This window comes from Methylobacter sp. BBA5.1 (genome assembly GCF_000746145.1).
GTDB lineage: Bacteria > Pseudomonadota > Gammaproteobacteria > Methylococcales > Methylomonadaceae > Methylobacter > Methylobacter marinus.
The window spans coordinates 1-24,433 of the sequence record NZ_JQKS01000019.1 but is presented as its reverse complement, the minus strand read 5'-3'; the positions used below and the strand labels follow the sequence as shown (position 1 = coordinate 24,433).

Below are 24,433 nucleotides of genomic sequence, written 5' to 3'. Positions count from 1 at the left end.
TAGCCGCGCCTTAACCTTAAATGCCATCGACCAAAAGCAGGCGCTCCAGCGCGACGCAGTGAAGCGCATCGCTCGCGAACCATGCGCCTGCTTACGCCGGCACATCCTATGCCTAAACAGGAAAATTATTGACGACCAACTCCTTATTGTATTGTCCGGTATTTTTTCACGCTAATCCTTAGCCCGGCCAAACTGAAGTGTGTTACCCCTCCCCCGCACAAGAGAACGTGATATTAATGCCTTTGCAAATAAGATTGATTATCATTAAGAATTATAGTATTTTTGTTCCCAACGTTTTGTTGTTAAGCCACAGGTGTTGCCGTGCACATACACCGGAATGCTTCAAACCGGCACTGTACAAGAATTAAAACTTTAGGGGGTTATATGTTGAAACCAAAACAACTCATAGGGCCATTATCATTGGCCTGTCTTTCGGTGAGCATGACAGCGCAGGCTGATACCGAGGCTGTCGATAAAGAGGCGCCGCCGGCCGTCCTGGGCACGGTAACGATCATCGGTGATCCGGAGCAGGTCAAGGACCTGCCGGCTTCGGCGCAATACATCGATACCTCGGAAATCCGCGATCAAAGCTACAGCGACATCAACCGCATCTTGCGCCGGGCGCCCGGCGTCAACATCCGGGAGGAAGACGGTTTCGGCTTATTCCCCAATATCAGTTTTCGCGGCGTCGACACCACGCGCAGCGCCAAGATCACGGTCATGGAAGATGGCGTATTGACCGCGCCGGCCGCTTATTCGGCGCCGCCCGCCTACTATAACCCGGCTGGCGGGCGCATGAGCGGCGTGGAAGTCCTGAAAGGCTCCAGCCAGATCGAATACGGCCCTCATATCACCGGCGGCGTGCTCAACTACTTGTCAACCCCGATTCCGGACAGCGGCAAGGCTTACCTGAAAGCGATCTACGGCAGCTACGGTGAATTCAGATCACACGGCTTCGTCGGCGATACCCTGGAAACGGAACACGGCCGTTTCGGTTACCTGGTCGAAGGCTTTTATCGCGGCTCGGACGGCTTCAAATCCATTGATGAAACCGCCGATTTCCACAACGGCGACCAAACCGGCTTCCAGCAGGTTGAACCGATGGTGCGCTTGTCCTGGGAGCCGAACACGGATATTTACCAGAAGCTGGAAGTCAAATTCGGCTACTCCAGCATGGACGCGGACGAATCCTATCTGGGCTTGAGCGAGGTTGATTTCAGGAATGATCCGTTCCGGCGCTATTCCGCGTCGCGTTTCGACAACATGGACTCCGACCGCTCCGGCGGTTTTGCCCGTTATTTCATTTCGCCGACCGATAACCTCGATATCGTGACCACCGCGTATTACAGCGAGTTTAATCGTAACTGGAGTAAATTGAACGATATTCGCAATGTGCCCGACGCGCTTGGCGGATCTGGCGTAAACATGACGTTGTCCGCCGCATTGGCGGGGGCCAATGGCGGCAATGGCCTTGCGTGCCTGAAAGGCGATCTCGGTTGCCGCCTGCGCGTGCGTGACAATAATCGCAGTTACTACATGGGGGGCGTTGAAACTGTCGCGGATTACCGCTTTGATCTGGGCGCCACGCACCATGAACTCAACGGCGGCTTCCGCTACCACGAAGATAAGGAAACCCGGTTCCAGCACGATACGACTTACATGCAAGCCGCGGGCGGCACGATTTCAAGCAGCGTCGTCGGCGCGCCGGGCAGCCAGGATAATCGTTCCGGCCTCACCAATGCCTATGCGTTCTTCCTGAAAGACCGGATCGAATTCGGCAATTGGGGCTTTACGCCGGGTATCCGCTATGAGCATCTGAATCATGTCTATGTCAACAATCTCAATCCAAGCCTGAACGGCAGAAGCTCGCTGGACATGTATGCCGGCGGGGCCAGCCTGGATTACCGCTTCAACGAGGACTTCATGATGTTCGGCAGCGCGCACCGTGGATTTTCGCCGCCCAGCCCGCAAAACGCCGTGGTTGACAAGCTGGGAGAAGAAACCAGCAATGCCTTCGAATTGGGCGGGCGCTATACGCACGGCGCTTTTTCAGCCGAAGTCACCGGCTTCTATACGCAGTTCGATAACTTGCTGGTGGTCGACAACATCGGCGGCGCCGGTACCGGAGAAAGCGAAAACTTCGGCCAGGTCGACAGCCGCGGCGTCGAGCTGGGGTTAAACTTCGATGCCGGCGAGGCTTTCGGATGGGGTTTTAGCAATCCTTACTACCTGGCGTTCACCTACACCGACACCGAACAGATGAACGACGCCACCTCGACCGATGCGGAATCGATTTTCAGCTTCGGCAAAAAAGGCAATCGCATCCCCTATATTCCCGAGTATGCGGTCAGCTTCGGCAGCGGCCTGCATTTCGACCGCTGGGGCATCGATGTCGCCGCCAGCTACGTCGATGAAACCTATACCAGCGCCAACAACACCGACGTTCAGCTCAACGGTGCCGGTGAGCCTGACTCCCGGTTCGGCAAGACCGACAGCTATATCGTCGCCGACGTCTCGGCCTATTATCAGGTCGCCAAAGGCGTGAAAATTCTGGGAGGCGTGCAAAATATCGGCGACGAGGAATATCTGGTCTCCAGACAGCCGCACGGCCCTCGCCCCGGCATGCCTTTGTTTGCTTACGGCGGTTTCGAGCTGGGTTTCGATATTTTATCGCCTCGTGCCCCCTTGGTCTTACGGGCCGAGGGTTTTCCGCGCCGGCCTTGCTTTCCCCAAACCGCCCGCCGCGTGTCAAAGCGGTTTTGCTCATTTTTTCCGGAACAACCGCCGCAGTCGACACCGCATTACCGATCACAGCGCGTCTCAAGGACCAGGCGCCTTACCGAACGGTTATAATGGCATGACATGCCGTGAACCCTTGCCGGCATCTCAAGTCACAGAAAAGAGTAAGAGCGCTAAGCTCATAAATTGCTCCTCAAGTCCTGATGCTTACGGAGGCTATATGAAAGCAAATATCGGTTTAATCGGCCTGGCGGTCATGGGACAAAACCTGGTCCTCAACATGAACGATCACGGTTTCAAAGTCGCGGTCTATAACCGCACGACCAGCAAAGTGGATGAGTTTTTGACCGGTCCGGCCAGCAATACCGCGGTTATCGGCACGCATTCACTGCAGGAACTGGTCAACAGCCTCGAGACGCCCCGTATCATCATGTTGATGGTCAAGGCCGGCAGCGTGGTCGATCAGTATATCAACGACCTGCTGCCGCTGCTGTCACACGGCGACATCCTCATCGACGGCGGCAATTCGCTGTTTACGGACACGCACCGGCGCACGCAGGCCCTGAAAGAAAAAGGCATTCTTTACATCGGCACGGGCGTCTCCGGCGGCGAGGAAGGCGCCCGGCACGGTCCGTCCATCATGCCCGGCGGCAACAAGGCCGCCTGGCCCACCGTCAAACCGATCCTGCAAGCCATCAGCGCGCAGGTGGAAGGCAAGCCCTGCTGCGATTGGGTCGGCGATAACGGCGCCGGCCATTATGTCAAAATGGTGCATAACGGCATCGAGTACGGCGATATGCAGCTGATCGGCGAAGCCTACCAGCTGCTGTCCGAGGGGCTGGGCCTGACAGCCGACGAACTGCACACGCTGTTTGCCATATGGAATCAGGGCGAGCTCAGCTCTTATCTGATCGAGATCACCGCCGATATTTTCGCTTTCAAGGATGAGAACGGCCAGCCGCTGCTGGACAGCATTCTCGATGCGGCCGGCCAGAAAGGTACCGGCAAATGGACCGGCATCAACGCCCTGGAGCTCGGCATTCCGCTGACGCTGATCGTCGAATCGGTGTTCGCGCGCTCGCTATCGGCGCAAAAGGAGGAACGCCTCAAGGCCGCGCAACTGCTGCCCAAGCACACGCATACCTTCGGCGGCGACCGGCATACCATGATCAACACCATCCGCAATGCGCTATACGCCTCCAAGATCATTTCCTACGCCCAGGGTTTTCGCCTGATGCGCGAAGCCTCCAGTGAATACAACATGGCGCTGAACTATGGCGAGATAGCCCTGATGTGGCGCGGCGGCTGCATCATCCGCAGCCGGTTTTTGAATGACATCAAGCAAGCCTACGATGCCGACCCTGACCTGCAAAGCCTGCTGCTGGCCGATTTCTTCGTCGATGCCATCCAACAGGCCGATCAGGGCTGGCGCAAAGCGGTCATGCTGGGCATAGAGCTGGGCATTCCGACGCCGGCATTTTCGGCCGCGCTGGCGTATTACGACGGCTATCGCACGGAAAGACTGCCGGCCAACCTGCTGCAGGCACAGCGCGATTATTTCGGCGCCCATACCTATGAGCGCGTGGATAAGCCGCGCGGGCAATTCTTTCATACCGACTGGACCGGACGCGGCGGCAAAACCTCGGCATCCACCTATACTGTCTAATCATTGTCCCTGGAACTTTCATCATGAGCGCCGACCCCTGCACCTACGTTATTTTCGGAGCCACCGGCAACCTGTCGCGGACCAAACTGATGCCGGCCCTCTATCATCTCGATGCCGAACAGCGCCTGCCCGAAGGCACGCGCATCCTGGCCATCGGGCGCAGGGACTGGGATCAGGCCCAGTGGCAAGCCGAAGCCCGGGGCATGATAGAGGCCAAGGCGCGCGAAGGCATCGACGAAGCCGTGTTCCAGCGCTTCAGCGCGCGCCTGCATTTTCATCAGGGCGATATCCGGCAGGAAGCCTGCTATGAAGGGCTGGCCTCGACGCTCGCATCCAGCCAGTTCCCGAATAATGTAGCGTTTTATCTGGCCGTCAGCCCGTCCGACTTCGGCTTCGTCATGGAACTGCTGAGCCGCAACCGCCTGTTCGACGAAGAAGACGGCTGGCGGCGCGCGATCATCGAAAAGCCGTTCGGCTACGACCTGGACAGCGCCCGGTCGCTGCAAAGACGCATCAGCCACTATCTGAGCGAGGAACAGATTTACCGCATCGACCACTATCTGGGCAAAGGCACCGTGCAAAACGTGCTGGTGTTCCGGTTCGCCAATCTCCTGCTGGAGCCGCTGTGGAACCGTAACTTCATCGATCATATCCAGATCACGCATTCCGAAGACATCGGCATCGGCAACCGCGGCGACTATTACAATACCGCCGGCGCCATGCGCGACATGCTGCAAAGTCACCTGCTGCAGTTGCTGACGCTGGTCGCGATGGAACCGCCCGCCTCCATGGAAGCCGAATCCCTGCGAGACGAAAAAGTCAAAGTGCTGAAATCGATCCGGCCGATACCGAAAGAAGCCGTGCACGCGCATGCGTTCCGCGCCCAGTACGCCAAAGGCAGCATCAACGGCGAAAAAGTCCCCGGCTACCTGCAGGAAGCCCATATCCCGCCCGACAGCGTTACCGAAACCTACGCCGCGATGAAACTGTATGTCGACAACTGGCGCTGGCGCGGCGTGCCGTTTTATCTGCGCACCGGCAAGCGCATGGCCAGGGCGCAATCGGTCATCTCGATCTGCTTTCGCCACCCGCCGCTGCAGTTTTTTCGCGGCACCGAAGTGAGCTGCATGAATCCGAACTGGATATTGCTGGGGATACAGCCCGAGGAATGCATCCGCATCGAGATGACGATCAAGGAACCGGGACTGGAAATGCGCACGCGCATGAGCACGCTCGATGCCAGCCTCCGGCAGCAGCACGAAACATCCCATGACGCTTATGAAGACCTGTTGCTGGATGTACTGACCGGCGACCGGTCGTTGTTTTTGCGCTTTGATGAAGTCGAATACGCCTGGCGCATCATCGACCCGATCCTGCAGACCTGGGCCGTTGAGCGTGATTATATCGCCACCTATCCGGCCGGTTCCTGGGGACCGCCGGAGAGCCGCCGCCTGTTCGACAAGGAAGGTCAGTTCTGGCGCAGTTCGCTGACGCCTGAATGCAACTAGGCCGCTTCGAAGATCAACTCCGAAGCGGCCTAGTCCTATTAATATTGCAGGGCACGCACCGCGTACGAGACTGTGAAAGTATTCAATTTAAAGGATTTAACCACGAAGGACACGAAGAGCACGAAGTTTTAAGCTTTTGATTAACTTAATTTTTACTTCGTGTCCTTCGTGATCTTCGTGGTGAATTAGGCTTTTTTATGACGTTTTTCACTAATTCATTCACAGCCTCGTACCCTTTTAAAACATCAGCCGGGATCAACTCCGAGATACACTCAGTGCTGAAGCGTTGGATGATACACATGAGCCGGCGGACCATAACCGAAATAACCGGCAACCAGCGCGGACAGGGCATGCAGCCATACGTCATGGCCGAAAATCGGCGCCAGCCCGAACAGGGTGCTGGTAGCCGGGATCAGCCCCAGAACGGTCAGCACGCCATAGAAGATTGTCACGCCGCGCGCGAATACCAGCGCTTTGCGATTGTCTTTGGCACTGATGATGCCCCAGGCGCCAATCGCCAGATGCACGAGATTGTGCATTACGTTAACGGCAAACAGACCCAGCAGCCAGCCGTACCCGGTCTCGACAGCCAGGCCCGGCGCATTCATAGGCGGTGCCTGCACCAGCCCCGGTATAAAGCCCAGTATGCCAACAATAAAGAATACTGCACCGTAATAAAGTGCAAATTTGTCAAGCCTCAGATCTCGTGTATGCATTTTTCACCTCCCATCAGTTGGGTTAAAAAATAAACAAGCATCAGAGTCACTTCTCGCTTTTTGTGTAGAAAACTCGCTGCCGTCGCTTGTGACGCCAGTAGTGAATTAACTTAACAAATTAGACATCGCGGCAAAATAATCATTCAGTAAAATTTGACAAATCCTTAAAAAAATCAGTCAGATAGGAAGAGCTCGCGCTGCACTGAAAGCCGAGGCCTTTAAGAATTTGATACGCCGCAACTGATTTTTCGGCCCAAGACATTTGAATACCTTTGCCGGGCGCCCCTTGGATAGTCAAACGGCCCTCACTCCCGCAATCGCCCATCCCGAGACAACAGCACCGCGACCCAGCGCGTGTCTTCGAAATGATAGAGCACAATCATGAGGATCACCATCATGGGCACGCCGAGAAACAGGCCGGGGACGCCCCAGAGATACCCCCAGAGCAACATGGAAAGCACGATCACCAAAGGGCTGATGTTGAGCCGATGCCCCATCAGGTTCGGGTCCAAAATATTGCCGATGACGATCTGGGTAGCGCCGATACCGAAGAATATCACCAGAAAAGGCGTCAGAGGCTCGAACTGTACCAGTGCCAGCAGACTGGGCAGTATGGTGGCGACAATGGAACCGATGTTGGGGATAAAATTGAGCACGAAAATCAATACCGCCCATAACTCGGCGAAATCCAGGCCGGTCCACGAGAGTATCACGAAGGAAATGGCCGCGGTCAGAAAGCTGGTGAAAGTCTTGACGCCGATATAGGTGCGGATATCGGCATCGATAGCCTGAAAAACCGCGAGTACATCATCATGCCCCTGGTTTCCCATCAGGGCACGCTCGATTTTTTTCATGAAATAAGGCTGCTCGATGAACAAAAGCAGCAGATAAATGCTGATCAGACCGAGATTGCCGATGAGGTTCGCCATGCTTTTGACCAGCATGGCGAGCATGCCGCCCAGTTCCAGGTTGGCGAAATACTCCGTCAGGGCCTGACTGTGTTCGATGGAGAAATTTTCCAGCAGCGCCCTGAACTGCCGCACCAGGTTTTCCTGATACTGGGGCGCCACCTCAACGACTTGGTAAACATTGCCGGTGATCAGGTTGACCAGCCCCTGCGTCAATAGCAGGATCGTGGTACCGGACAAGATGAAAGCCAGCCATTTCGGCAAGCGTTTGCCGAATACCGAAAAGGAACTGTAGCTGATGGCGATAACATTCACCAGATACCAGATAAACAAGGCCACCACCAGCGGAATCAGCAGATTGCGCCCAGCGTAGAGAAAAACCAAAACGACGACAATGAGCAACAGCCAATAGACTGAATTGACGAGCCTGACGTTAACTTGTGGTTGCTTCATCATGCCGCCTTCGCTTGGTGTTCATTGTAGGTCGGGTTAGCGGTAGCGTAACCCGACATTTACTGAATTGACGAGCCTGGCGCTAACTTGTGGTTGCTTCATCGTGCCGCCTTCGCTTGGTGTTCAATGTAGGTCGGGTTAGCGGTAGCGTAACCCGACATTTACAGTCGACTGATTAAAATCAATCTGATCGAAACTGCCGACCTGCCGGTGTTCCGCCCCTGCGTCCGGCGTGCTGTCGCGCGTCAGCCAGATAGTGTTGAAACCGGCCGCGCGCGCGGCATCGAGCTCTTCCTTGATATCGGACAAGAACAATATACTAGCGGCCGGCAGGCCCAGTTGCCCAGCTATTTTCTCGTACGCGGCCCGCTCGCGCTTGCCGCCGATATGGGTGTCGAAATAGCCGGAAAACAGCGGCGTCAGATCGCCGAAGTCGCTGTGCCCGAACAGCAGCTTCTGCGCATAAACCGAACCCGACGAATAAACATACAGGGCGATGCCGTCGGCGTGCCATTGCTTCAGGTGCTCGACCGCATCGCGGTACACATGGCCGGTAAAGTCGCCCTGCCGGTAGCCAGCCTCCCAGATCAGGCCCTGCAGAGATTTCAGAGGGGTGATTTTTTTATCTTCGTCGATCCAGCGGATCAATTGCTCGATCACCTGCCCGGTATCGAGATCGGCGCCGGCTTCGGCACGCACATCGTCCAACAGCGCCTTGACCTCGGCCTCATCGGCATGGCCGCGCACAAACCCGGCCAGATGCGCGCGCGCATACGGGAACAGTACGTCCTTGACGAAGGACAGCGATGAGGTCGTGCCCTCGATATCGGTGACGATAGCCTTGATCATGACCGCACCACCGCCAGGTATTGGTCATAAGTCGGAAAGGTTTTGGCGATATCGCTGCCGGTAAAGTCGGCCACCCAGCCTTCCGGCGTCGTGAACAGGCGGATGCATTTGAAATTCGGGTTTTCGCCCATGTCGAACCAGTGCGTGGTGTTGGCCGGAACGCTGATCAGATCGCCCTGCTCGCACAGTACGGCATAGACTTTACCGGCCACATGCAGATAAAAAAGCCCGCTGCCCTCGATAAAGAAGCGCACTTCAAAATCGCTGTGCGTGTGCTCGGCCAGGAATTTCTGCCGGAACGCGGCTTTCTCGGGATGATCCGGTTTTAAACTGATCACGTCGGCGGACTGGAAACCGTATTGCCGCTTCAGGCGCTCGATGGAATCCTCATAAGCCGCGATCACATCATCGGCGCTGGCATCGGCGGCCAGTTCGCGGTTGGCGGTCCAGCGCTCGAATTGCACGCCTATCGCGTCCAGCTGGTCTTTAATATCCGCGAAATCGGTGTAGAGCCAACCTTGTTCAGGGGCGTTATCGGCATAGATAGTCAATGCGCTCATGGTTTTTTAACTCCGTGCAGTCGTAGTTCACAATCAAATAAAAATTCCAGCGCCTCCAGATGGCGCAGCGCCTCGGCGACGCTGCCGCCCCAGGTATAGAAGCCGTGCCCGGCGATGACATAGGCATGCATATTACCGTGGGTATCGAGATATTGCTCCACCTTGCCGGCCAGGCGGGCGATATCCTGGTCATTGGCGAATACCGGAACCACAATCCGGGTCTCATGCGTGTCGATGCCGCTGAAGGCTTTCAGCAGCTCGTAATCCTCCAACACGATTTCCTGGCCGAAAATGCGCGACGCCAGCGTCGCGTTGACCGAATGCGGATGCAGCACGGCCCGGGCCTCGGGAAAGCGTTTATATAATGATGTGTGCAACAAGGTTTCGGCCGACGGTTTCTTGCCGTCCAGCGATCGGCCTTCGCTATCGACCCGCATGATATCGTCGATCTGCAACCGGCCCTTGTGCTTGCCCGAAACAGTCACGGCAATCGTGCCGTCGGACAGGCGCGCGGAAAAGTTGCCGCTGGTGGCCGGCACCCAGCCTTTGTTGTCGATAAAGCGCCCGGCGTCAATCAGTTCGTTGGCCCGGGCGAGAAATTCTTCGGTATAAGTCATGTCAGTCAATTAAAAGACAGGATAAGGGAAGCGGAAAGTTCGGATTTTAACACTTTTGCGCGGCAATAATCTTATAGATGCAGCCGATCCAGGCAGGTACGCATCGCGTATCATTTTTAAAATGTTCAGATCAAAGGGGGGCGTCTGTATCATATGGACGCATTGCAGGGGCGGACCTATGTGTCCGCACCTGTTTCGGGTGCACAACGGGTTATCGGAGAACCGCCAGCCAAAGGCGAACCGTTGGGCAAGGGCGAACACACAGGTTCGCCCCTACGTGTCTGTTCATTTTACGGTATCAGGGCATCAATCCGTAGCAATTGCCAACCCAGCCTGCCATGCTTATAGATACAAATTCCCAGGGATCGATTATATTGATCAGATCATTACTTCCCAGCGCGAGGACAGTCCGATGAAAAAAATAACCGTAGACCATCCGATAGTAGAACTGGACGGCGATGAAATGACGCGCATCATCTGGCATTTCATCAAGGAGCAGCTGATTCTGCCCTATCTGGACGTGCCGATCGAATATTACGACCTCGGCATCGAAAACCGCGACCAGACCGACGACCAGGTCACCATCGAGGCCGCGCAGGCGATCAAGCGGCACGGCGTCGGCGTCAAATGCGCGACGATCACGCCCGACGAGGCGCGTGTCAGGGAGTTCAACCTCAAGAAGATGTACAAGTCGCCGAACGGCACGATCCGCAACATCCTGGACGGCACCGTTTTCCGCGAGCCGATCATCTGCAAAAACGTGCCGCGCCTGGTGCCGAACTGGACGCAGCCCATCTGCATCGGCCGTCACGCCTTCGGCGACCAGTACCGCGCCACCGATTTCGCCACCCACGGCCCCGGCCGGCTCACGATCACGTTCACGCCCGACGACGGCAGCGCCGGACAGTCCCACGAGGTCTACCACTTCGAGGGCGACGGCGTGGCGCTGGCCATGTTCAACACCGACGAGTCGATCGCGGGCTTCGCGCGCAGCTGCTTCAACGTCGCGCTCGACCGCGGCTGGCCGCTGTACCTGTCGACCAAGAACACGATCCTGAAAAAATACGACGGCCGTTTCAAGGACATTTTTGAGGCCATCTATCAGGCCGAATACCGGGAGCGCTTCGCCGAACAGGGCATTACCTACGAGCACAAACTGATCGACGACATGGTCGCCTCGGCGCTGAAATGGAGCTGCGCCTTTGTCTGGGCCTGCAAGAATTACGATGGCGACGTGCAGTCCGATACCGTGGCTCAGGGCTTCGGCTCATTGGGCCTGATGACCTCGACGCTGGTCACGCCGGATGGCAAAACCCTGGAAGCCGAAGCCGCGCACGGCACCGTCACACGCCACTACCGCCTGCACCAGCAAGGCCGGCCGACCTCGACCAATCCCATCGCGTCGATTTTCGCCTGGACGCGCGGCCTGGCATTCCGGGGCAAACTCGACGGCAACCAGCCACTGATCGATTTCTGCCAGACGCTGGAAAACGTCTGCGTCGAGACGGTCGAGTCGGGGCACATGACCAAGGACCTGGCGCTGTGCATCCACGGCGACCGGCTCGATGAATCCCATTACCTGAGCACCGAGGCTTTTCTCGATACATTAAGACGCAATCTGGAGAACAGCCTGGGACAATGAACACGGTTATACTTTATCCGGGGCATGCTCTATGAGTCTCAACGCAAAATAATAAGAAATTGGTGGGAGCGACGCCTTCATCGCGATAGCGGTCTTTGAAATCGCGACGAAGGCGTCGCTCCTACGGTTGATATCACCAAATTAATGAACAAAAAAACCCTTATCTTCATCCTGCTTGCCATCGCCATCGGCATCGCCTATTTCGTCCTGCGGGCCCCCGAGCCCGTCACCGTTAAAACAGCGCTCGTCGAGCGAGGCGAAGTCAGTGCCACGGTCGCCAACACCCGGGTCGGCACGGTCAAGGCCTGCCGGCGCGCCTACCTGGCGCCCGCGACCGGCGGCCAGGTCGCCGAGCTGCATGTCAGGGAAGGCGACCGCGTCAAGCAGGATCAACTGCTGCTGGAGGTCTGGAACCAGGACCTGAAAGAACAGGTTAAACTGCAGAAAGCCCAGATCAAGGCAAACCAGGCGACCGCCGAGCAGACCTGCCTGCTGGCCGCCAGCGCCCAGCGCGAAGCCGATCGCCTGGCGCGCTTGCTGCAAAAAAACCAGTTTGTGTCGGAGGAACAGGTCGACATCAAAGCCACCGACGCCAAAGCCAGACGCGCCGCCTGCACCGCCGCCCACGAAGCCATCGCCGTCAGTCGCGCCAATCTTGATTTCACGCGCGCATCCATAGACCGCACGCTACTGCGGGCGCCGTTCGACGGCGTCGTCGCCGAAATCAATGCCGAACTGGGCGAATTCGTCACGCCCTCGCCGCCCGGCATTCCGACCCTGCCGGCCATCGACCTGCTCGACGTCAGCTGTCTTTTTGTCTCGGCGCCCATCGATGAGGTCGATGCGCCGCAGATCAAGACCGGCATGAGCGCCTGCGTCTCGCTCGACGCCTTCAGCGAAAAGCGCTGTTCGGGCACGGTCAGCCGCATCGCGCCGTATGTGCAGGAAAAGGAAAAACAGGCGCGCACGGTAGAGGTCGAGGTGAAACTGACCGACCCGCAGGACATCAGAGACTTGCTGCCCGGCTATAGCGCCGACATCGAGGTGCTGCTGGCCGACAAGCATCAGGCACTCAGGGTGCCGGCCGAAGCGGTGCTGGAAACCAATCGTGTCCTGCTGTTGCGGGACGACGGCCTGCTCGAGGAGCGGACCTTCGAACCCGGCCTGTCCAACTGGAATTATGTCGAAGTGCTGTCCGGTCTCGCTATCGGAGACAAAGTTGTGCTGTCGGTAGGCCAGGAGGGCGTCGTTTCCGGCGCTTATGCGCGCGAACAGCCATGATCGAGCTGGAAAACATCCACCGCTATTTCCAGGTCGGCGAACAGACCGTCCACGCCCTCGACGGTATCAACCTGAGCATCGACAAGGGCGAATATGTCTCGGTCATGGGGCCGTCGGGTTCCGGCAAATCAACGCTGTTGAATGTCATCGCGCTGCTTGACCAGCCGTCGTCGGGTCACTACCGGCTGAACGGCCGCGACGTGACCCAGCTCAGCGACGACGAGCTGGCCAAGGTCCGGCGCGAGAACATAGGCTTCGTGTTCCAGTTCTTCCATCTGATCCCGCGCCTGACCGCCGCCGAGAACGTCGAGATGCCGATGATCCTGGCCGGCGTCGCGCCCAGGGAGCGTAGGCGACGCGTGTCCGAGGCGCTGGCCGACGTCAATCTTCAGGATCGCGCCAGTCACCGGCCGGACCAGCTTTCGGGCGGCCAGCTCCAGCGCATCGCCATCGCCCGCGCCATGATCATGCAACCTGAAATCCTGCTAGCGGACGAACCCACCGGCAACCTCGACAGCAAATCCGGCGGCGAAATTATCGATCTGCTGGAAAACCTGAACCGGCAGGGCGTGACGCTGATGATCATCACCCACGACCAGCACATAGGCGACCGGGCGCGCCGCAAGATCCGCATTGTCGACGGCCAGATCAGGCCATGATTCAAGCTGTAGGCTGGGTTGGAGCTTTAGCGGAAACCCGGCATAAGGAGCTGACACCGTAAAATGAACAGACACGTAGGGGCGAACCTGTGTGTTCGCCCTTGCCCAACGACTCGCCTTTGGCCAGCGGTTCTCCGATAATTTATTGTGCACCCGAAACAGGGCGGATACGTAGGTCCGCCCCTACAATGCATCCATACGATACAGACGCCCCCGTTGATCTGAACATTTTAAAAATGGCACGCATGCGTACCTACCTGGCTGGGTTGGAGCTTTAGCGAAAACCCGGCATGGGCGGCTCCGAATGCTGGGTTTATCAACCCAGCCTACTTGATTAACTGTGGCATATGCCGCACCCACTGCGGCATATGCCACAGTTATATTAACAACGACTAATAAAAGCGCTATAAATCAGTAAAGTATAAATTGGCACACTTATTGCTTTGCTAGTGGCTGTGTTTGGAAGCAGCAAGCAGCATCCGGCCTGACCAGGCCAATGCTACTTGCCAACGACAACAACAACCTGGCTTCGGTCGACTTTCCATCCGTTACGAGAATATTTATGCCGCGTTATTATTATTTTTTCGCTTATTTACTATGGCTGGTCATGGCGCTGAGTATCCATGACGCTCAAGCCGCCAGAAAAGACACCACACCCGCCCCCTTTTTCTTTACCGACCAGACCGATGTCGCCCTTGACACGGTCGTGACATCGAACACGATCACGGTCAGCGGCATCAACGCCTCGACCGCCATCAGCGTCAGCGGCGGCCTGTACTCGCGCAACGGCGGCGCCTTCACGTCCGCCAGCGGCAGCGTCACGTCAATAACGGCGATACCGTGCGCGTACAGCAGACGTCTTCTCCCTCCTACAGCACGACCACGAACACCGTGCTGACCATCGGCGGCGTTAAAGATACGTTCAGCGTCACGACGCTTGCGGCCAGCGCCGATACGACGCCCGACGCCTTCGGCTTCACCGCGCAAACCGATGTCGCGCTCAATACCGCCGTGACCTCGAATGCGGTCACGATCACCGGCATTGATGCGCCGGCGCCGGTCAGCGTCAGCGGCGGCAGTTATTCCATCAACGGCGGCACCTTTACCAGCGCGGCCGGCAGCATCAATAACGGCGACAGCGTCCGTGTCCAGCAGACCTCATCGTCGCAGTACAGCACGCAAACGACCGTGATGTTGACGATAGGCGGCGTGCAGGGCGCATTTCAGGTCACGACGCTGACCGATGCCGGCGGCTTCCTGTTGGAACCGGCCTCGGGCGGCGATCCCACCTTTACCTCCACGCATTTTTCAGGCTCGGGCAACTGCGTGATGTGCCACAACAACCTGACCGACGCACAGGCTAAGGATGTTTCGATTGAAACAGACTGGTCATCGACCATGATGGCCAACTCGGCACGCGACCCGCTCTGGCGCGCCAAGGTGCGCAGCGAGCTGAACCGCAACCCGCAACTGGCCGACGTAATCAGCGACAAGTGCACGCGCTGCCACGCGCCCATGGCCAACTTCGAAGCCAAAACCAGCGGCGAACCGATGCAGATCCTCGACGGCGGCTTCCTCGATGCTAGCCACAATCGCCATGACAGTGCCCTGAACGGCGTCAGCTGCACGCTATGCCATCAGATCCAGGATTCGCCGAATCTGGGCACCCTGAGCGGCTTCACCGGCAAGTACGAAATCGGCAGCAACAAGCTGATTTACGGGCCGTATACCGATCTGTTCCCCAACCCGATGGTCATGAACACCGGCTACACGCCGACCTACAGGGCCCATGTCAAGGAATCCAAGCTGTGCGCCACCTGCCACAACCTGAAGACGCCTTATGTGGACTCGTTCGGCAACGTGCTCAGCACCACGCCCGAGAGCGAATTCCCCGAGCAGATGCCGTACAGCGAGTGGGAGCACAGCAGCTATGCGACCAGCAATCCGCAAAGCTGCCAGCAGTGCCACATGAGCCGCGCCGACGGCGTCGCGATCTCGAACCGGCCGATGTGGCTGCAGACCCGCGACAACTTCGCCGTGCATGATCTGGTCGGCGCCAACCGGCTGATGCTGAACATCTTCAACGACAACAAAACCCAGCTGGGCGTATTGTCGAACAACTTCCCGGAAACCATCGCCAAGACCGAAGCCATGCTGCAAAGCGCGGCGACCGTGACGCCTGTCAGCCAGTCGCTGGTCGACGACACGCTGGACTTCACCCTGCGCGTGAACAGCAACACCGGTCACAAACTGCCCAGCGCCTATCCATCGCGGCGCGTGATTCTGCACGTCACGGTCAGGGATGCATCGAACAATGTGGTGTTCGAATCGGGCAAGGTAAACGCCGACGGCAGCGTGACCGGCGTCGATGCCGATACCGATCCGGCCGCGTTTGAACCGCACCACGACCTGATCACCTCGCCGGATCAGGTGCAGGTCTACGAAGCGATCATGGGCGATGACATGAACCAGGTCACCTACACGCTGCTGCGCGGCATGACCTATCTGAAGGACAACCGCATCCTGCCGCAGGGTTTCGACAAGGCGACCGCTCCGTCGGACATCCGCGTCGCCGGCAATGCGCTGACTGATGATGACTTTGTCGGCGGCAGCGACGAGATCCGCAACCAGATAGCCGGCCTGAACGGTATCAACTACCAGGTAACGGCTGAGCTGATCCATCAACCGCTGGCTTACGGCTTCGTGCAGGACCTATTCAATGATTCCGGTGCGGAAATCCAGGACTTCCGGACCATGTTCCAGGCTTCCAACGCCAAATCCACCACCATAACCACACAGGCATTCAGCGTCTCACGCTAGACAATCCCCAGACGCAAGGACGCGTCTCCCTCCCCCTCTTGCCGGAACAGGTTAAGGATAATGTGTTCCGGTTTTTCCAAAAACCTCAAAAATTTTCTGTATAAGTTCTGAAAAGGCAGTCAGTACATAGCGTACTGACTGATAATTTGCACATTCTTCAATACACTGTAGTGTCGAATTCACTTGTGCCCTTCAGGGTATTCGACCAGAAGCACTTTCTATGCCTTATGGAATAGTTGGCTAATTCGGTGAATCCTTCCAAAACATTTGACGTTGATTAACTGCTCTACTTAACTCAAACATCGCATAAACGGATGGAACGGGATTGCAAATCCCGTTCCGCTTGAGCCCCCGTCCTGCTTGAGCAGGAAATGAGCAACCGTAAAAAAACCGCCACTGCCAAAAAAGGCATGTGGCGGTTATTACGTTGCATGATTTTCGCAGCTGTCGGAGAGTTAGTACCGGGTTGCGGACAATATGTAACCCGACATACGCAGATATTTCCGAACAGTGCTGTCAACCGCAAAGATTAACAGCTGGTTTGCGATTTTGTGATTGTAATGTCTTTACTCACAGGCCCTCCTACATTACCCAAGTCGATGAGCAAACTTCCTCCGTCCATTATAGTTGTACCGTCGGATATTTCGTATCGCATGGTATCCTCTCCTGATGAGCAGGGAGGGCTGATGGCGATGGTCAGATGGTTACTGCCGCCGGGTACCGTACAGCTATAGCTATCGGCAGTGTCCGCACTATGGCTTCCTGTCAGTGTACAAGCCCCCATGTTGGTATCAACCGCAACCGTAACCGTAGTTAAATTATCAACCAGACTGCCGATATTGATTGATCCGCTAACAGTATAGGTCGCCCCGCCTTCCGCACTGAAAGGATCAGGGACAGTGATTGTTGTGCCTGATGCTCCCGACAAGGTTACCGTCTGCGTGGTCGGCGTCACAGTCGTCCCTATTACGCTTGATTTGGCTGCCAGCGTGACTGTCGTGGGATCTGTTGCGGTAACAGTGCAGCTATAAGAATAAGTACCATCACCATTAGCCATGTTAGTACACGGAATTCCTGACAGATCAAGCGAAACCGAAACCGAATTTGCTGAAGTGCCATTAATAAGGCCGGTAATAGTATAAGTCGGATTGTCCGATAGCGGAAACGACAAGGTACAACCACTTGCTATGGCAGGATCGAAGCTGCAGCTTGCTGTTCTTCCGTCATAACTGCCGCTGACAGTGACCGATGCTTCGGCCGTAGTTAGCCAGCAAGTGTACGAGGTTGTTGTAGCCGTACAATTTCCGCCGCTGACAGTGACTTCCGGCGCTGTGCTGGCATTCGCGCTATTTGCATTCTCTATCGTGCCGATAATCAATTGACTTGTATCAGGATTACCCTGACAGTAACCGGTGTTAATAACGGGATCAAAGACATTGTTTCCCGTTATATCGCGCTGTATATTTTTGGAAGCCAGACTAAATCCGCCAATAGCGGCAGCTTGATCGGTACATTCCTCGGATATTTTTCGTTTATTGTTGTTTTGACCGTTGATGATCAAAAAGTCGTGACAACTATAGGGCTTGTTTATACCCTCATTAAGGCCGTTATTTCGTGTATAGTAATTCCTTGCCGTATCAAGTGTTGCAGGCTCTCCCGTCAGCTCTTCCGCAAAGCAGACATTTTTGTCATTAGCCGCAACGCCTAATAAGCCCACTTTGCCGCGCCAGCCGCCGGGGCCAACCTTGGCTGCACTAAAGGTGGGGTTAGGGCATTCCGTAACAGGAACATTGCCACTCACTGCAGTACCGGCAGGGCCAAATTTACAATTGCCCCCGACATAACAGACATAAGGCGCGCTTTTAGCCCCGACTATCGGGTCAAAAATACAATAGGTGCCGCTTTCCGTCGCATTAAAAGTAAACAAGTTGACATCTAGCAATGGACCATTATTGCCGTCAGTTGCCGCCGAATGCACAATGCCTCTGATCGGAATAATAACGCCGCCATTGAAACGGATTTTCGGAATGCAATAACTGGTATCGACTGTAGATTTCTCAAACAGCTCAATCGCTTCGTCACCGACCACGCCGTCCCTATTAACCCGGCGCGTGAACAAATCATGTTCAAAAGGCGTCAAAGTACCGCAACTGTACACCCGAACGCCTTTCGTGCCGCTAGCGGTAACCAGATAAGTCTTGCCATCCTGGGAATAGATGCTGCCGTCGGTCTGCCCTGGTGGAAGATCGATGATCTCCGGCTTGATTTCTTCTGAAGAGTTGGCATTCGTGCTGGGATCGTTCATATCAATGCCGCTGTTTTGCCCGATAGCGTCAAGCCCTGATGCCCCTATATCTTCAAATGCCAGTATGCTTTGCACGACCACCTGCCCTGAAGCCCAGCTACAGGTAGCGCTGATGCGTTTCCGGACAGGTCCGGTCTGATCGGCAAGTACAGCTGAAGCCGGATTAGGCAAATTTGCCACGACCCAGCCTCTGCTGAAGATTTCGTTGGTGCCTGTAATGCTTTCGTTTGCGGCTGAAGACGCAATCGCATCATAGCCTGACGCACCTGCCTTTATGATCGTATCCCTAAGCTCTTCTACCTTGGTGTCACAGAGTGCTTTCGCTTCCGCATGGGTTTTATTCAAGCCGCTGCTGTTCATCAGGTCGCCTTGCAGGGAAGCGATCGCCAACAAACCTACTGCAACGACAACGGTGGTAATCAATACTTCTATCAGGCCGATACCGGTGCTGTTTTTTATCGGGTTAATTAATTTCATTGCTATATCCTGTTTAATTTATTGATTACCAATCTTGCCACGAACCTGAAATAATCGCGCCGGTACCCGGAATAAACGGTGGCGCCTGGTCATCCCCCGCTATAGGCACATACACCAGTGTTAAAGTACCGCCTCCGCCGCTGGTTGAGTTGCTCTCGCCGATCACGGAACCTTTTACAATCGGGGTACCGGTTATCTGTAGAGCCCCAGTTACATAAATCACACCATAAACAGTCGCGCCCCCGTTTAATGTTAAATCACCATTTACAACCAAAATGGCAGGAGTGGCTGGGCTTCCTACTACAGCGCCGGCATTAAGGGTGAGATTCCCCTCTACCCAGATAAGCCCACCCATGCCATTGGGGCTTGCCCCCCCCGTTAATTTTTGATCGATACTTGCCGCACGCTCCATAAACTGGGCCTTAGTCATAGCGAAGAACATATCAAAGAATTGATCCGCGGTTTTGCTGGCTAAGGTAGCGTCGTCGGTAATAACGTCAATGCCTGCGCCGGCATTTCTGGTGGATACCAATTGCGTGTTTGCTGTTTCATCTTCACTATTTAATTCGGCCTCGGTGTAATCACTTGTTTCAGTGTTCGACGGCCTTAAATAAGTGGCAAAAGCATTACCGCTGATATCATTGGTGCCGCCCGTCCAGATACTGCTGTTGGTGTAGCGGTTGATGATAGTTGCATTACCGAATACGCCTACCGAAGCCCTGCTGACGAACGGCTGTTTCGGGCCTTCGCCGCCGTCAAACACATCAAAAGTGGTCAGGCACTGGGTGATCGTTCGAACGGCGGCACAATCATCGCTCCAGCCTTTGGCGGTCACCAAGGCGCGGGTCATGTTTTTGCCCGGATTGTCTATCCCAAAGCAGTCGCCATCGCCATCGTGATCTATATCTCTGGAAAGATCGTCCTGGCAATCGCAGGCATTGTCATCGCTGTTATCAAAATAGAATTGCGCAAGAGTGGTTTGTCCGCCAGCAGCTGGTGTTAAAGAGAGATTGAATGGAGTCTGGTTGATATTGTTAGTGTTCTCTAGCGTAACGCAATTTGCGGGAGTGGGTTCTACACCAGTCTCTATGTAATCGACTTTATTGATTGCATCAGCTTCATCATCATGATCTAGGCCGCCGGCCATAAAATAGGCCTCCGCATGATTCATGGCCGCACTCGCAGCGGCTGTCGCCTGGCTGGTACGGTAGTTGTCGGCGGTGATTTGCGTTTCTACGAGCACCGTTTTAGAAGTCAATAAAATGACCAGGGTAATGCAGATTAACAACACGAGAGCCGTTAATAAGCTTGCAGCCCCCCATTGGTTCTTGAATCTGTGCGTTATCGTTTTCATTAAAGATCCCTTGATTTTTAATTATTGCCTGAATATGCGATCATTTCTGACTTTAACCGTACTGCTCAGGGTTTTGGTAACAGCCGTATCGGCGTCTAAGGTGCCTGTTAAGTGAATATTCACTACGCGTTTTACAGTAATATAATCGCCCGCATTCACTGCAGTGCAGGTTACGCCGTCATTAGGCGCTGCTCCGGTAGTAATATTCAAACAGCGCGAAGTACCGTCCAATGCCGGCAAAGCCGGATGAACATTCGCGACTGCCGCCTGCGCTGCCATTGCGGTGAAACTGAATTGAAGATCAGTAATATTAAGTTGATCGTTCACTATAAACCCTTGCCATTCATCATCGTCATTATTGCAATCGGTAGTATTGAGCCCTTTCAGGCGAATTTCCAAAGTATTATTTCTGAATCTGAACCCGTAGAATTCTTTTTCACCAACATTGCCGTTTTTATCAGCATCGTAGCTATAAAGAATGCAATTACCGCCGATTATGTTTAAGTTGGTTGCATCTGCTGTAAAAGGATTGGGATTATTGACAGGGTTATTTCCATTGTTGACATACGCTACATGCCAATTATTGATTTTGGCATCATTCCAATAGCCCGCTCGCTTGATATCGTTTGTCATGATCGTCAAGGCCGATTCCAGATCATGATTTAGACGCGCCGACCTGATGATATCGGTACCGCCTCTAATCGTGTTGATATAGATGGTAATGGTTGCCGCTACAATGATTAACCCCAGCAGTAAGGCAATCATGATTTCGATGAGTGTATAGCCGGATTGTTTTTTCATGTTGATTCTCTGCATTGATTTAGCAACTCGGATAGCTGGATAGTCCTGTCGCATCAGCAGGATCAGTAGGCGTGCAGATTCTTACCCGACCTACATCACTAATACGAACTCTTGCCTTGTATTTTGTTGATCGAAGTGTCGCTCCCGTGCCATTAGATGTACCTCGTCTAAAAGAAAAAGTAATGCTCTTGCTATCACCTAGCAATGAAATGCCTTGGAATTGGCTGCCTTGAACGGTTTTCAGTGTATTGCCTGCACTAGTGATGCTATAAGACCAACCTGTAGTTAGAGCCAAGGTCACATCAGCACTGCGTTTTATGGCTTCCGTCCTAGCAAACTTCAGATCATCCGCTAGCGACTCCACAGCTTGCTTTAACCGGTTCCTTTCAATCATGTCTCGATAAGAAGGCACGGCCAGCCCGGCAATAATGCCGATGATGGCAATGACTATCAGTAGCTCAAGCAGCGTAAAGCCCGAGCGCCTTAATTTATTCATGTCTGCTCCCCTTTTTTGTTACTAATAATTATAGATAAGTATCGGTTTCTGACAGGCGCGCGAAATACCGCTTATCGGCTGGATTGGGACGCTAATCGGTTTGTCCCCATTACGCGATTAAATATAGCCGCTTATGCTATGCTTACCTGAAAAAACAACTCGAAAGGTGAATCAATGAATACGTTTAAACGACCTGCCGGATTTACGCTGATTGAATTGATGATTGTTGTGGCTATGATCGGCATTCTGGCATCAATTGCTTATCCGTCTTATACAGAGTATGTGGCGCGCGCCAAACGCGCGGATGGGAAGGCTGGAATTCTGCAAGTACAGTTGGCCCAGGAAAAGTGGCGTGCTAATAATACAAGTTATAGCTCAGCAGCAACTGTATGCATAACTCCTTCGCCAGATGGTCATTACACCATTAGCTGTTCTAACGTTACCGGAACTACTTACACAGTTACCGCCACACCCAATTTTACCGATGCTAAATGCACGACGCTTGTTATCGATGAACAAGGAAACAAAACCGCGACCGGTAGCGATTCCGCAAATTGCTGGGGTAAATAATTCGTACCGCTAAGCCAACCAACCCGATCGACTTGAAATGACTGTTCAACAACATTGCCTTTGCGGCTCCGGTCTTGATTATGCCGAGTGCTGCGGCCAATATCACAGCGGCGAAAAAGCCGCGCCTACGGCCGAAGCCCTGATGCGTTCCCGCTTTACCGCTTATGCCTTGCAAGATGAAGCTTATCTGCTGGCCACCTGGGATGCCGGCACGCGGCCCGCGACGATCGATTTTTCCAGGGAAAAAGCCGAATGGCAAAAACTGGAAATCGTCGGCACCAAAAAAGGCGGCATCAAGGACAGTAAGGGCGTGGTGGAGTTTAAAGCGTATTTCCTGCAGGACGGCGAGGAGCACGTAATGAATGAGACCAGCCGCTTTACCCGCATTGACGGCCGCTGGTTTTACCTGAACGGCGTGGTCAAGTCGATAGGCAAGGCCGGGGCCCAGACCAACCAAGGCAAAAATGCCCCGTGCCCCTGCGGCAGCGGCAAAAAGTTCAAACGCTGCTGCGGGGCTGGCTGATCCGGCCAATTTCGTAGGGTACGCACCGCGTACCTTTTAAGGGGTGGTTCGCCGAAAAAAATTTCAGAATGGTACGCGATGCGTACCAGACTGTGAAAGTATTCAGCCTTCTTCTCTTCAATGTCTATATGCTGTTATATACAAATATCAAATACACAACATATTGTGGTGAAAATTTCAAAAAACGAATACTTTCACAGTCTCGTACTCTACTCAAACCTTGTTCTTCAACCGATACAGCGCCGAGATATCCTCATCGCCGAAACCTGCCGCCATTAACTGCTGGTAATCGGCCAGCGTCTTATCGACCAATGTCGTCGATGCGCCGATTTGCCCGGCCATGGCCTGGCAGATTTTCAGATCCTTGTGATGCAGAGCCAGCTTGAAGCCCGGCGCGAAGGCGCCGCGCGTCATGGTCGGTCCGCGGTGTTCGAGAAACCAGTTGCCGGCCGCGCCGCCTGAGATGACTTCGATCACCTTTTCCATCGGCAGGCCGTGCGCCTGACCGAAGGCCAGCGCCTCGGTCACGGCCTGATTGATGCCGGCGGCCATGATCTGGTTGACGGCCTTCGTGTTCTGGCCCGCGCCGGTCGGCCCCATGTGCGTGATGCTGCTCGCCATGGCCGTCAGTACCGGCCGGACTTTTTCCAGGGTATCGGCATCGCCGCCTATCATCATGGCCAATGTGCCCTTGTTGGCGCCCTCGACGCCGCCCGATACCGGCGCATCGAGGAAGGCGGCCTGTTTTTCGGCCAGGATCTCGGCGGCTTTTCGGGCCGTTTCGCTGCTGACCGTGGACATGTCGACGACGATCGAGCCGGATTTGACTGTGGCGGCTACGGCATTCACGACATCCAGCACATCCTGATCGGCGGAAACACAGATCAGCACGACATCGACTTCAGCGGCCAGTGCCTGGGGTGTTGCATAAGCGGTTACGCCCAGCCCTTCGGCCAGACTTTGCGCCGTTGACGCCGTGCGGTTATAAACGGCCGTTAAATAGTCCGCACTTGCCAGGTTTCTGGCCATGCCGGCGCCCATCGCGCCGAGTCCGATCATGCCTGCTTTCATGTTGCCACTCCAGATGGATATAAGGTGTAGGGTACGCAGCGCGTACCGCTTTCTAAACATTGCTTGATTAAGCTTGGGAAAGGTACGCAATGCGTACGAGACTGTGAAAGAATTCAGAAACGAGTATGGCTCTACTGGGTGAATACCGCTATTTTCATTAGCGAATTTTCATAAGGTATGAAAATTCCACCTCTTGGCAGCGCGGAATTCGCCAATTAAGCCGGGTTTTTCAGCCATTTTAGGCAAAAACCTGGTTTGTTTCGCTATTCCCTAAGCGCTGGGCGCAGTAATCCCTAAAGGCCGCCACACCGAGTATATTCAGCACTCGGGTAAAGTTGTAACACAAGGCCATTAAGCTGAATTCGCCCCGGCATTTCTCAAGCCCGCGCATCAGAAAATGGTGCATACCGGCTCGATG

Annotated in this window: 20 protein-coding genes and 1 pseudogene; 10 read left to right on the top strand and 11 right to left on the bottom strand. The window is 54.9% G+C overall.

All coding sequences use genetic code 11. The features are described 5' to 3' along the window. Nucleotides 1-384 precede the first annotated feature (384 nt). The 3 genes from EK22_RS12675 to zwf all read left to right on the top strand — a co-directional run bounded on the left by EK22_RS12675 (nt 385) and on the right by zwf (nt 5,913). Nucleotides 385-2,853, top strand: coding sequence for a TonB-dependent receptor family protein (locus EK22_RS12675; protein ID WP_235209348.1), 2,469 nt, complete (start codon nt 385-387; stop codon nt 2,851-2,853). Nucleotides 2,854-2,959: 106 nt separating this feature from the next. Beyond that, nucleotides 2,960-4,405 (top strand): decarboxylating NADP(+)-dependent phosphogluconate dehydrogenase, encoded by a 1,446-nt coding sequence (gene gnd / locus EK22_RS12670; protein ID WP_020158383.1) that lies wholly within the window; start codon nt 2,960-2,962, stop codon nt 4,403-4,405. Between the two features lie 23 nt (nt 4,406-4,428). Then, nucleotides 4,429-5,913 carry a glucose-6-phosphate dehydrogenase gene (gene zwf / locus EK22_RS12665; protein WP_036251480.1) on the top strand — a complete coding sequence of 495 codons (1,485 nt, stop codon included), beginning with the start codon at nt 4,429-4,431 and terminating at the stop codon, nt 5,911-5,913. Between the two features lie 272 nt (nt 5,914-6,185). On the opposite strand, the gene EK22_RS12660 is transcribed toward zwf, so the two are convergent. The 5 genes from EK22_RS12660 to EK22_RS12640 all read right to left on the bottom strand — a co-directional run bounded on the left by EK22_RS12660 (nt 6,186) and on the right by EK22_RS12640 (nt 10,016). After that, nucleotides 6,186-6,629 carry a DUF4383 domain-containing protein gene (locus EK22_RS12660; RefSeq protein ID WP_036251477.1) on the bottom strand — a complete coding sequence of 148 codons (444 nt, stop codon included), beginning with the start codon at nt 6,627-6,629 and terminating at the stop codon, nt 6,186-6,188. Nucleotides 6,630-6,934: 305 nt separating this feature from the next. After that, a complete protein-coding gene (locus EK22_RS12655; RefSeq protein WP_051961883.1) occupies nt 6,935-7,993 on the bottom strand; it encodes an AI-2E family transporter in 1,059 nt (352 codons plus the stop codon). 135 nt (nt 7,994-8,128) lie between these two features. Then, nucleotides 8,129-8,839: an acireductone synthase gene (gene mtnC, locus EK22_RS12650; protein ID WP_036251474.1), complete on the bottom strand. Its 711-nt coding sequence runs from the start codon at nt 8,837-8,839 to the stop codon at nt 8,129-8,131. Continuing rightward, complete coding sequence (locus EK22_RS12645; protein ID WP_036251472.1) at nt 8,836-9,399, bottom strand: 1,2-dihydroxy-3-keto-5-methylthiopentene dioxygenase; 564 nt, start codon at nt 9,397-9,399, stop codon at nt 8,836-8,838. Before EK22_RS12645 ends, mtnC begins: the two co-directional genes overlap by 4 nt. Next, a complete protein-coding gene (locus EK22_RS12640; RefSeq protein WP_036251470.1) occupies nt 9,396-10,016 on the bottom strand; it encodes a methylthioribulose 1-phosphate dehydratase in 621 nt (206 codons plus the stop codon). The genes EK22_RS12645 and EK22_RS12640 overlap by 4 nt, the downstream gene beginning before the upstream one ends. A 412-nt stretch (nt 10,017-10,428) precedes the next feature. Here EK22_RS12640 and EK22_RS12635 point away from each other — a divergent pair, with 412 nt between their 5' ends. The 5 genes from EK22_RS12635 to EK22_RS12615 all read left to right on the top strand — a co-directional run bounded on the left by EK22_RS12635 (nt 10,429) and on the right by EK22_RS12615 (nt 16,418). Beyond that, complete coding sequence (locus EK22_RS12635) at nt 10,429-11,658, top strand: NADP-dependent isocitrate dehydrogenase (protein ID WP_036251468.1); 1,230 nt, start codon at nt 10,429-10,431, stop codon at nt 11,656-11,658. Nucleotides 11,659-11,802: 144 nt separating this feature from the next. After that, complete coding sequence (locus EK22_RS12630; RefSeq protein WP_036251467.1) at nt 11,803-12,939, top strand: efflux RND transporter periplasmic adaptor subunit; 1,137 nt, start codon at nt 11,803-11,805, stop codon at nt 12,937-12,939. Then, the gene (locus tag EK22_RS12625; RefSeq protein ID WP_036251464.1) at nt 12,936-13,598 is read left to right on the top strand and encodes an ABC transporter ATP-binding protein; all 663 of its coding nucleotides are present in this window, start codon (nt 12,936-12,938) and stop codon (nt 13,596-13,598) included. The genes EK22_RS12630 and EK22_RS12625 overlap by 4 nt, the downstream gene beginning before the upstream one ends. Nucleotides 13,599-14,160: 562 nt before the next feature. Further along, nucleotides 14,161-14,496 (top strand): hypothetical protein, encoded by a 336-nt coding sequence (locus EK22_RS25290; protein ID WP_235209341.1) that lies wholly within the window; start codon nt 14,161-14,163, stop codon nt 14,494-14,496. Then, nucleotides 14,439-16,418 (top strand): multiheme c-type cytochrome, encoded by a 1,980-nt coding sequence (locus EK22_RS12615; RefSeq protein WP_235209337.1) that lies wholly within the window; start codon nt 14,439-14,441, stop codon nt 16,416-16,418. Before EK22_RS25290 ends, EK22_RS12615 begins: the two co-directional genes overlap by 58 nt. 529 nt (nt 16,419-16,947) lie before the next feature. Here the strand turns inward: EK22_RS12615 and EK22_RS12610 are convergent. Genes EK22_RS12610 through EK22_RS23200 form a run of 4 tightly spaced genes read right to left on the bottom strand, consistent with a single transcriptional unit; the run spans nt 16,948 to nt 21,851 of the window. Further along, nucleotides 16,948-19,200: a PilV family protein gene (locus tag EK22_RS12610; RefSeq protein WP_036251460.1), complete on the bottom strand. Its 2,253-nt coding sequence runs from the start codon at nt 19,198-19,200 to the stop codon at nt 16,948-16,950. A 25-nt stretch (nt 19,201-19,225) separates the two neighbouring features. After that, the gene (locus tag EK22_RS12605; protein WP_036251457.1) at nt 19,226-20,554 is read right to left on the bottom strand and encodes a hypothetical protein; all 1,329 of its coding nucleotides are present in this window, start codon (nt 20,552-20,554) and stop codon (nt 19,226-19,228) included. 21 nt (nt 20,555-20,575) lie between these two features. After that, complete coding sequence (locus EK22_RS12600) at nt 20,576-21,355, bottom strand: PilW family protein (protein WP_036251455.1); 780 nt, start codon at nt 21,353-21,355, stop codon at nt 20,576-20,578. 19 nt (nt 21,356-21,374) lie between these two features. Next, nucleotides 21,375-21,851 carry a GspH/FimT family pseudopilin gene (locus tag EK22_RS23200; RefSeq protein ID WP_051961880.1) on the bottom strand — a complete coding sequence of 159 codons (477 nt, stop codon included), beginning with the start codon at nt 21,849-21,851 and terminating at the stop codon, nt 21,375-21,377. 174 nt (nt 21,852-22,025) lie between these two features. Here EK22_RS23200 and EK22_RS12590 point away from each other — a divergent pair, with 174 nt between their 5' ends. Together EK22_RS12590 and EK22_RS12585 are read left to right on the top strand one after the other, a co-directional pair. Beyond that, complete coding sequence (locus EK22_RS12590; protein WP_036251452.1) at nt 22,026-22,421, top strand: type IV pilin protein; 396 nt, start codon at nt 22,026-22,028, stop codon at nt 22,419-22,421. A gap of 37 nt (nt 22,422-22,458) precedes the next feature. Beyond that, on the top strand, nt 22,459-22,944 hold the full coding sequence (locus EK22_RS12585) for a YchJ family protein (RefSeq protein ID WP_036251448.1): 486 nt from the start codon (nt 22,459-22,461) through the stop codon (nt 22,942-22,944). A gap of 213 nt (nt 22,945-23,157) precedes the next feature. Here EK22_RS12585 and EK22_RS12580 read toward each other — a convergent pair whose 3' ends face one another. Beyond that, entirely contained in the window at nt 23,158-24,105 is a 948-nt protein-coding gene (locus tag EK22_RS12580) for an NAD(P)-dependent oxidoreductase (RefSeq protein ID WP_255360589.1), read from the bottom strand. Nucleotides 24,106-24,253: 148 nt separating this feature from the next. Then, nucleotides 24,254-24,433, bottom strand: a pseudogene (locus EK22_RS25285) (IS1182 family transposase); the annotation flags it as partial.

Bases quoted from the DNA above. Each gene is read 5' to 3' on its own strand.
- EK22_RS12610 (WP_036251460.1), bottom strand. From the start codon at position 19,200: ATGAAATTAATTAACCCGATAAAAAACAGCACCGGTATCGGCCTGATA.
- EK22_RS12640 (WP_036251470.1), bottom strand. From the start codon at position 10,016: ATGACTTATACCGAAGAATTTCTCGCCCGGGCCAACGAACTGATTGAC.
- EK22_RS12600 (WP_036251455.1), bottom strand. From the start codon at position 21,355: ATGAAAAAACAATCCGGCTATACACTCATCGAAATCATGATTGCCTTA.
- EK22_RS25290 (WP_235209341.1), top strand. From the start codon at position 14,161: ATGCCGCGTTATTATTATTTTTTCGCTTATTTACTATGGCTGGTCATG.
- EK22_RS12590 (WP_036251452.1), top strand. From the start codon at position 22,026: ATGAATACGTTTAAACGACCTGCCGGATTTACGCTGATTGAATTGATG.
- zwf (WP_036251480.1), top strand. From the start codon at position 4,429: ATGAGCGCCGACCCCTGCACCTACGTTATTTTCGGAGCCACCGGCAAC.
- EK22_RS23200 (WP_051961880.1), bottom strand. From the start codon at position 21,851: ATGAATAAATTAAGGCGCTCGGGCTTTACGCTGCTTGAGCTACTGATA.
- EK22_RS12660 (WP_036251477.1), bottom strand. From the start codon at position 6,629: ATGCATACACGAGATCTGAGGCTTGACAAATTTGCACTTTATTACGGT.
- EK22_RS12675 (WP_235209348.1), top strand. From the start codon at position 385: ATGTTGAAACCAAAACAACTCATAGGGCCATTATCATTGGCCTGTCTT.
- mtnC (WP_036251474.1), bottom strand. From the start codon at position 8,839: ATGATCAAGGCTATCGTCACCGATATCGAGGGCACGACCTCATCGCTG.
- EK22_RS12625 (WP_036251464.1), top strand. From the start codon at position 12,936: ATGATCGAGCTGGAAAACATCCACCGCTATTTCCAGGTCGGCGAACAG.
- EK22_RS12630 (WP_036251467.1), top strand. From the start codon at position 11,803: ATGAACAAAAAAACCCTTATCTTCATCCTGCTTGCCATCGCCATCGGC.
- EK22_RS12645 (WP_036251472.1), bottom strand. From the start codon at position 9,399: ATGAGCGCATTGACTATCTATGCCGATAACGCCCCTGAACAAGGTTGG.
- gnd (WP_020158383.1), top strand. From the start codon at position 2,960: ATGAAAGCAAATATCGGTTTAATCGGCCTGGCGGTCATGGGACAAAAC.
- EK22_RS12655 (WP_051961883.1), bottom strand. From the start codon at position 7,993: ATGATGAAGCAACCACAAGTTAACGTCAGGCTCGTCAATTCAGTCTAT.
- EK22_RS12635 (WP_036251468.1), top strand. From the start codon at position 10,429: ATGAAAAAAATAACCGTAGACCATCCGATAGTAGAACTGGACGGCGAT.
- EK22_RS12585 (WP_036251448.1), top strand. From the start codon at position 22,459: ATGACTGTTCAACAACATTGCCTTTGCGGCTCCGGTCTTGATTATGCC.
- EK22_RS12605 (WP_036251457.1), bottom strand. From the start codon at position 20,554: ATGAAAACGATAACGCACAGATTCAAGAACCAATGGGGGGCTGCAAGC.